This is a genomic window from Citrobacter sp. Cf132 (assembly GCF_030333885.1).
GTDB lineage: Bacteria > Pseudomonadota > Gammaproteobacteria > Enterobacterales > Enterobacteriaceae > Citrobacter > Citrobacter freundii.
This window is the reverse complement of the sequence record NZ_JAOWFA010000047.1, coordinates 1-8,122: the sequence shown is the minus strand read 5'-3', so window position 1 is coordinate 8,122 and position 8,122 is coordinate 1. Positions and strand designations below refer to the sequence as shown.

Annotated in this window: 9 protein-coding genes; all 9 read right to left on the bottom strand. The window is 50.8% G+C overall.

Annotation, left to right across the window (positions count from 1 at the left end; genetic code table 11):
* Nucleotides 1-37 precede the first annotated feature (37 nt).
* The 9 genes from tnpC (OGV85_RS06875) to tnpA (OGV85_RS06835) all read right to left on the bottom strand — a co-directional run bounded on the left by tnpC (OGV85_RS06875) (nt 38) and on the right by tnpA (OGV85_RS06835) (nt 8,030).
* The gene (tnpC, locus tag OGV85_RS06875) at nt 38-1,576 is read right to left on the bottom strand and encodes an IS66 family transposase (protein WP_003843773.1); all 1,539 of its coding nucleotides are present in this window, start codon (nt 1,574-1,576) and stop codon (nt 38-40) included.
* 49 nt (nt 1,577-1,625) lie between these two features.
* Nucleotides 1,626-1,973 (bottom strand): IS66 family insertion sequence element accessory protein TnpB, encoded by a 348-nt coding sequence (gene tnpB / locus OGV85_RS06870; protein ID WP_003843771.1) that lies wholly within the window; start codon nt 1,971-1,973, stop codon nt 1,626-1,628.
* Nucleotides 1,970-2,350, bottom strand: a complete 381-nt coding sequence (gene tnpA / locus OGV85_RS06865; RefSeq protein WP_032939119.1) for an IS66-like element accessory protein TnpA — start codon at nt 2,348-2,350, stop codon at nt 1,970-1,972. Before tnpA (OGV85_RS06865) ends, tnpB (OGV85_RS06870) begins: the two co-directional genes overlap by 4 nt.
* An 88-nt stretch (nt 2,351-2,438) precedes the next feature.
* The gene (locus tag OGV85_RS06860; protein WP_286553332.1) at nt 2,439-4,073 is read right to left on the bottom strand and encodes a molybdopterin-dependent oxidoreductase; all 1,635 of its coding nucleotides are present in this window, start codon (nt 4,071-4,073) and stop codon (nt 2,439-2,441) included.
* The gene (locus OGV85_RS06855; protein ID WP_057102343.1) at nt 4,070-5,077 is read right to left on the bottom strand and encodes a hypothetical protein; all 1,008 of its coding nucleotides are present in this window, start codon (nt 5,075-5,077) and stop codon (nt 4,070-4,072) included. The genes OGV85_RS06860 and OGV85_RS06855 overlap by 4 nt, the downstream gene beginning before the upstream one ends.
* Nucleotides 5,078-5,080: 3 nt before the next feature.
* A complete protein-coding gene (locus OGV85_RS06850; protein ID WP_353655410.1) occupies nt 5,081-5,602 on the bottom strand; it encodes a 4Fe-4S dicluster domain-containing protein in 522 nt (173 codons plus the stop codon).
* Between the two features lie 115 nt (nt 5,603-5,717).
* Nucleotides 5,718-7,256, bottom strand: a complete 1,539-nt coding sequence (gene tnpC, locus OGV85_RS06845; protein WP_003843773.1) for an IS66 family transposase — start codon at nt 7,254-7,256, stop codon at nt 5,718-5,720.
* A gap of 49 nt (nt 7,257-7,305) precedes the next feature.
* Entirely contained in the window at nt 7,306-7,653 is a 348-nt protein-coding gene (tnpB, locus tag OGV85_RS06840) for an IS66 family insertion sequence element accessory protein TnpB (RefSeq protein ID WP_003843771.1), read from the bottom strand.
* Nucleotides 7,650-8,030, bottom strand: coding sequence for an IS66-like element accessory protein TnpA (gene tnpA, locus OGV85_RS06835; RefSeq protein WP_032939119.1), 381 nt, complete (start codon nt 8,028-8,030; stop codon nt 7,650-7,652). Before tnpA (OGV85_RS06835) ends, tnpB (OGV85_RS06840) begins: the two co-directional genes overlap by 4 nt.
* Between the last annotated feature and the right edge of the window lie 92 nt (nt 8,031-8,122).

Below are 8,122 nucleotides of genomic sequence, written 5' to 3'. Positions count from 1 at the left end.
GTAAGCGTACAGCGAGAACCGTATTGACGGGAACGGGTTATTCAGTTGGCAGGGTTATTCGCCAGGGTAACAGTTCGCTGACCTGATTGACCGGCCAGTCAGCTATGACGTTGAGCACATGACAGAGATACCTCTCTGGCTCCACGCCGTTCAGTTTGCACGTCCCGATCAGGCTGTACAGCAGTGCTCCGCGCTCACCACCGTGGTCAGAGCCGAAGAACAAGAAGTTTTTGCGGCCCAGGCTGACCGTCCGCAGCGCATTTTCAGCGATATTGTTATCGGCTTCAGCCCAGCCATCGTCTGCATAGTACGTCAGTGCTGGCCACTGGTTCAGTGCGTACGCGAACGCCTTCGCCAGCTCTGAGTGTCGCGACAGCGTTTTCATCTTTTCACGCAGCCAGCTTTCCAGGGATTTCAGTCGCGGTTTAGCTTTCTGCTGACGCTCACCAAGACGCTGCTCTGCCGGCATTCCCCGTATTTCAGCCTCGATAGCATACAGTTCGCCTATCCGTTTCAGGGCTTCCTCCGTCAGCACTGATGGAGTACGAACGTGCACATCATGGATCTTGCGGCGGGCGTGAGCCCAGCAGGCTGCTTCAGTTATCTGTCCATTGCGGTACAGCTCGTTGAACCCGGCGTACGCATCCGCCTGCAGAACACCGCTGAAGCCCGCAAGATGGCTCTGCGGATGGATGCCTTTTCTGTCCGGGCTGTAAGCGAACCACACGGCCGGCGCCAGCGCTGACCCGGCGTTGCGGTCGTCGCGAACGTACGTCCACAACCGCCCGGTCTTCGTCTTTTTATTACCTGGTAACAGTACCGGGACGGGCGTGTCATCGGCGTGGAGTTTGCCACCCATCAGGACATAGTCCTGAAGCGCCTCTTCCAGCGGCGACAGTAGCCGGCAGCATGCATCCACCCAGCCCGACAGCAGTGAGCGACTCAGTTCCACGCCCTGGCGGCCGTATATTTCAGACTGGCGGTACAGTGGTGTGTGCTCTGCATACTTTGAGGTCAGCACGCGGGCCAGCAACCCCGGGCCGGCGATACCCCGCTCAATGGGCCGTGAAGGCGCCGCTGCCTGCACGATCGCATCGCACTGAGTACAGGCATGTTTTTCACGTACTGTCCGGATAACCCGGAAGGCGCTGCGCATCAGCTCCAGCTGTTCGGCGGCATCTTCACCCAGGTAACTCAGCGAACCACCGCACTCCGGGCAACAGGATTCTGCCGGAAGCATACGCTTTTCATCACGCGGGAGTGATTCGGGGAACGGTCTGCGGGTGCGGGTCTGACGCAGCGAGCGCTGCACTTCCGGGTCATCCACACGACCGGTCAGCGTATCGCTTTCTTTCTGAAGCACCTTCAGGTCAGCTTCCATCTGTGCGATACGACGGGATACTTTTTCGGAACGGCTGCCGAAGTTCATCCGGCGGAGTTTATCCAGCTGCGCCTGCAGGTGGTCTATTTCGCGCTCACGGTCGGCCAGCTTTTCCAGCAGGGCGCGGTTCAGCGCTTCCTGTTCGGCAAGCCGCTGTTTCAGCAGAAGGATTTCGTCAGAAGAGGTGTCGTTCATAAGCCCGTATTTTACCAGGCTTATTCAGCAACAACCAGGATAAAGAGGCCTACAACATGGTCAGAGATGTCAGCAACCGTTTAGGTTGTCGCCAGTCGATGCCTTCCATCAGCATCGCCAGCTGGGCCGGGGTCAGGAACACTTTGCCATCACGGGCAGAGGGCCAGGCGAAGCGACCACGCTCCAGCCGTTTGGTCAGCAGGCACAGCCCGTCGCCGGTGGACCACAGCAGTTTGACCTGGTTGCCGCTGCGACCCCGGAAGATGAAGACGTGGCCGGACATCGGATCGTCTTTCAGCGCCGTCTGTACTTTTGCGGCAAGACCGTTGAAGCCATTTCTCATATCAGTGGTACCGGCAACCAGCCAGATTTTGGTACCTGTTGGTAACGGGATCATCGCTTCAGCTCCTGTATCAGCAGAGCCAGGAACTTTTCGCTGACAGTGCCGTTGAGGCGGAGCGTCCCGTGCCGGAACGTTATCTCACAGCTGATACTGAGGGCTTCCGGGCTCTCAGTGGGCGGCTCTGGCTGTACGTCAGCGGCATCGAGAGTCACAGGAAGTAGCTGCGGGTTCTCTGAAGAAGGTAATAGCAGCTTTCCCTCGCGCCATTGTTGGCGCCATTTGAACAGCAGATTGGCGTTAATGCCATTTTCAAGCGCCAGTTTTGAGATGGATGTTCCTGGTTCGCAGGAGGCAGCAACGAGTTGTTGCTTAAACTCAGGAGAATAATTAGGGCAGCCTTTTCGCCTGCCGGGAGTCACATTTTTCTGCATATCTGACACTTTGGTTCCCACTACTTATTTGGTGGACACCACTTTGTCGGATGCTTCGGATTATGACCAGACGGTTCACGCTGTACGCTTACAAAGAAGGAATAGCAGTTAGGTCATATACTCCTTTGTCATAAGGGAATCCACCTCCCCCGAGGGAACCACCACCACTCCAGTTCAAATTACCGATTAAGACGTTCAACTGATTTATTGCAAAACCTGTATAGTAACCGTTCGGGTGCTGTGCAATTCCACGATAAAACTCTGTGGATGCTTTCCGACCATGTTTAGTGAACTCATCAGCTAAATTGACAATATCGTCAACGCGAACACCACTGATATCGGCATAATACTCTAGAGAATAATCACTCGCTGATGTCTTTAATAAATGAAATGCTGTAGCAACTCCTATACCATTAACATTTCCGCTATAATCCAGCATTGCTTTAACACATTTTTCCGCTAATTCTGGAATGCCAGAGAGATTAATTACGACACTGTCTTTACTGTCCCCCAAGGCAGCTTCACTAGATGTAATAAATTTCCCAAAATTAGGGTGTGTTTCATCGGTAATAATCAGATAACTGGCATCCGTGAAACAAGTTTCACCTGCATTTTTGGCAGAAGATTGATTTGGATAACTTAAAAAATCCGTATTATGGCGATTATGTTCTATGATCCAGCTTATCATTCCCATTGCGATAGCACCATCTGTGCCTGGTCGCGGAGCAAGCCAGAACATATTTGGGTCATCCGTTATAGTTCGGGGTAATACTGGATCAATAACAGCAATTTTGCAGCCCTTTGAACGCGCCTCTGCTGAGTATTTCCCTAATGTCTGCATAGGGAAATTAGCTTCTCCAGGCGCGGTTCCCCAATACAAAACAAACTCTGACTCACAAAGATCTGCTTTAAAATTATTATGCCCAGTATATACAGCACTCGTAGCAATGTGATGGCTTAATTCGCATATATTGGTGTGTTCGTAATTATTAACAGTGCCAAAGGATTTCGCGAAACGCGTCTGAAAATCTTTTCGCGTTTTAACAATACGTCCGCTTTGTATAACAAGCTTATTAGATACTCGCCCTAAGTCATGATTGTTATCATCAATCCATTCATCACGTTTTTCGTATAATGCCCGGAATCCTTTTATCTCAAGGTTTTGACTAGCCTCATCACCTGTATCAGCGAAAATCTTTCCACCATTGACCACTTCATCGATCAGTTTTTCCCACTCAATAGGTACCCATTTATTACTTCCTCTCGGGCCAGAGCGTTTCAGGGGAACTGTCAGTCGATATGGGTCGTAAGCTGTTTGTAGACCCGCGTTCCCTCGGGCACACAGTGTACCAGGGGTATTGGCTGTGTCCACCACCGGGATGTTCATATCCTTATAGTCAATCAATGTGTTCGGATGATATGGATTACCCTGTAAGCGTTCCAGTTTTCCGGTTTTACGATTCACTTTGGCTCTCAGTCCACACTCTCCATGACACTGAAGACATACAGAATGACGTACCATATAATTGGGATTTATAACATGCTGGCCAGTTTCTTTATCAAGCAGCCATTCGGGTTCAGTTGACTGACCATAAAAGGTTGATTTTGCTTGCTCTCCTGCATCTGAGAATGTACCTGCACGGTAAAATACTTTGCCATAAATACTGGCACCAACACCTACACCTAGCGCGGCACAACCTGTAAGAAAATGACGTCTGTTCATTTAATTTCTCCTCCTGTCTGTGCCGGATATTTGTGTTGGAAATTCTCATAAAGCAATATGACTAAAGCAAGAATACCTACCATAAAAAATATACTACCAACAGAATATAAATATTCTTTTGGTTCGGGGTGATAAGTAAAGACTCCGGCACTGCTACGACTCGTTCCCTGCCCCCCAACCAACAAAAGAAAACGAACACCCCAGGCAGAGATAGCAGATAGAATAATGATAATTGTGTAGTGGAGTTTATTTTTAGATTTAATTACAGAAATCATAACGCAAGCTAAAACTAACGCTCCCACAGTAATTATCTGCGTTGCTAAATAGTTAGAATCAAGTAAACCAAAGGAGGTGCTAATAGTTTCTCCCGCAAAGACATGCCCCCACCATGTGAATAGCAATAAGATAAACATAGTAATAAGCATCACACCAAGTCCGCAATAAGATGAAATTACTGCCGGTTGTTCATTACTATGTTTAGAAACTAAACTGTAGGCTATAAATCCAGTATAAAGTCCACTAAGTAACATTAAGACTGCAGACAGTGGTGTATTCCAGAGTGCAATACCATGCTCATTAGTCATGAATATTCCAGAGTACATCCCTAAAAATATCCCAGTTCCTATAAGAAGGATTTTCGTTAATTTATCAACAAAAATAGACAGCTTTAATGGCGTGAGTTGCAGGATTAGTAGTAGGCAAAACAGGGGTAAAATCAGTACGCCATATTTTATTATTGAACCGTACCAGTGTTCCCAACCATATATAAACCCATAAATTAACCGGCCGGGTTGTTGTACCTCTGCTAATACATTTAATATACCTCCAAACGCTAATGCAAAAGCCAATGCCACAGGTAAAAGGTTAGTCTTTGACTGACTCCCCCAGTTAAGGAAGGACCAGATAACAGCGAGACCTCCTGATGCACCTAACAATAACGAGTAATTAATAAAAAGCAAGCCAAATGGAGATTGATGTGCAATATTTAAAATGGTCGTCATCATGATTTACTCCTGATTTACCCAGGGGAGTTCCTGATCGAAAACATCAGAAAACTCTTTCGTCCAAGTCTTACTTTTTATGTCTTCTCCTACAGTCATTTCATTGTTTAACCCAATATAAAATACCTGAGGCTTGTTACCCGTTGCTGGATTCAAAACATTTGTTATATGATCTGAATATAATTTATGCACTTCACTTTCTTTGTCATTCAGATCACCAAAAACCCTTGCTGCACCGACACAAGTTTCGACACAGGCAGGGACGAGGCCCTGTTCTATACGATGCGCGCAAAAGGTACATTTATCAGCTGTTTTGGTTTCAGTATTAATAAAACGAGCATCATAAGGGCAGGCAGTAACACAGGCACCACAACCCCAACAAATATCCTGATTGATAAGAACAATGCCATCATTGCGTTTAAACGTAGCACCTGTTGGACAAACAGGGACACAGCTAGGGTTTTCACAATGGTTACATAGACGCGGAAGAAACTGTCTTTTGGTTTTTGGATATTGACCAACTTCAATATCGGCGACCCAGGTTCTGAATTGCCCTGGCGGAGCGTGATTCTCGATTTTGCAACTGACAGTACATGCCTGACAACCGTAAGCGTACAGCGAGAACCGTATTGACGGGAACGGGTTATTCAGTTGGCAGGGTTATTCGCCAGGGTAACAGTTCGCTGACCTGATTGACCGGCCAGTCAGCTATGACGTTGAGCACATGACAGAGATACCTCTCTGGCTCCACGCCGTTCAGTTTGCACGTCCCGATCAGGCTGTACAGCAGTGCTCCGCGCTCACCACCGTGGTCAGAGCCGAAGAACAAGAAGTTTTTGCGGCCCAGGCTGACCGTCCGCAGCGCATTTTCAGCGATATTGTTATCGGCTTCAGCCCAGCCATCGTCTGCATAGTACGTCAGTGCTGGCCACTGGTTCAGTGCGTACGCGAACGCCTTCGCCAGCTCTGAGTGTCGCGACAGCGTTTTCATCTTTTCACGCAGCCAGCTTTCCAGGGATTTCAGTCGCGGTTTAGCTTTCTGCTGACGCTCACCAAGACGCTGCTCTGCCGGCATTCCCCGTATTTCAGCCTCGATAGCATACAGTTCGCCTATCCGTTTCAGGGCTTCCTCCGTCAGCACTGATGGAGTACGAACGTGCACATCATGGATCTTGCGGCGGGCGTGAGCCCAGCAGGCTGCTTCAGTTATCTGTCCATTGCGGTACAGCTCGTTGAACCCGGCGTACGCATCCGCCTGCAGAACACCGCTGAAGCCCGCAAGATGGCTCTGCGGATGGATGCCTTTTCTGTCCGGGCTGTAAGCGAACCACACGGCCGGCGCCAGCGCTGACCCGGCGTTGCGGTCGTCGCGAACGTACGTCCACAACCGCCCGGTCTTCGTCTTTTTATTACCTGGTAACAGTACCGGGACGGGCGTGTCATCGGCGTGGAGTTTGCCACCCATCAGGACATAGTCCTGAAGCGCCTCTTCCAGCGGCGACAGTAGCCGGCAGCATGCATCCACCCAGCCCGACAGCAGTGAGCGACTCAGTTCCACGCCCTGGCGGCCGTATATTTCAGACTGGCGGTACAGTGGTGTGTGCTCTGCATACTTTGAGGTCAGCACGCGGGCCAGCAACCCCGGGCCGGCGATACCCCGCTCAATGGGCCGTGAAGGCGCCGCTGCCTGCACGATCGCATCGCACTGAGTACAGGCATGTTTTTCACGTACTGTCCGGATAACCCGGAAGGCGCTGCGCATCAGCTCCAGCTGTTCGGCGGCATCTTCACCCAGGTAACTCAGCGAACCACCGCACTCCGGGCAACAGGATTCTGCCGGAAGCATACGCTTTTCATCACGCGGGAGTGATTCGGGGAACGGTCTGCGGGTGCGGGTCTGACGCAGCGAGCGCTGCACTTCCGGGTCATCCACACGACCGGTCAGCGTATCGCTTTCTTTCTGAAGCACCTTCAGGTCAGCTTCCATCTGTGCGATACGACGGGATACTTTTTCGGAACGGCTGCCGAAGTTCATCCGGCGGAGTTTATCCAGCTGCGCCTGCAGGTGGTCTATTTCGCGCTCACGGTCGGCCAGCTTTTCCAGCAGGGCGCGGTTCAGCGCTTCCTGTTCGGCAAGCCGCTGTTTCAGCAGAAGGATTTCGTCAGAAGAGGTGTCGTTCATAAGCCCGTATTTTACCAGGCTTATTCAGCAACAACCAGGATAAAGAGGCCTACAACATGGTCAGAGATGTCAGCAACCGTTTAGGTTGTCGCCAGTCGATGCCTTCCATCAGCATCGCCAGCTGGGCCGGGGTCAGGAACACTTTGCCATCACGGGCAGAGGGCCAGGCGAAGCGACCACGCTCCAGCCGTTTGGTCAGCAGGCACAGCCCGTCGCCGGTGGACCACAGCAGTTTGACCTGGTTGCCGCTGCGACCCCGGAAGATGAAGACGTGGCCGGACATCGGATCGTCTTTCAGCGCCGTCTGTACTTTTGCGGCAAGACCGTTGAAGCCATTTCTCATATCAGTGGTACCGGCAACCAGCCAGATTTTGGTACCTGTTGGTAACGGGATCATCGCTTCAGCTCCTGTATCAGCAGAGCCAGGAACTTTTCGCTGACAGTGCCGTTGAGGCGGAGCGTCCCGTGCCGGAACGTTATCTCACAGCTGATACTGAGGGCTTCCGGGCTCTCAGTGGGCGGCTCTGGCTGTACGTCAGCGGCATCGAGAGTCACAGGAAGTAGCTGCGGGTTCTCTGAAGAAGGTAATAGCAGCTTTCCCTCGCGCCATTGTTGGCGCCATTTGAACAGCAGATTGGCGTTAATGCCATTTTCAAGCGCCAGTTTTGAGATGGATGTTCCTGGTTCGCAGGAGGCAGCAACGAGTTGTTGCTTAAACTCAGGAGAATAATTAGGGCAGCCTTTTCGCCTGCCGGGAGTCACATTTTTCTGCATATCTGACACTTTGGTTCCCACTACTTATTTGGTGGACACCACTTTGTCGGATGCTTCGGATTATGACCAGACGGTTCACGCTGTACGCTTAC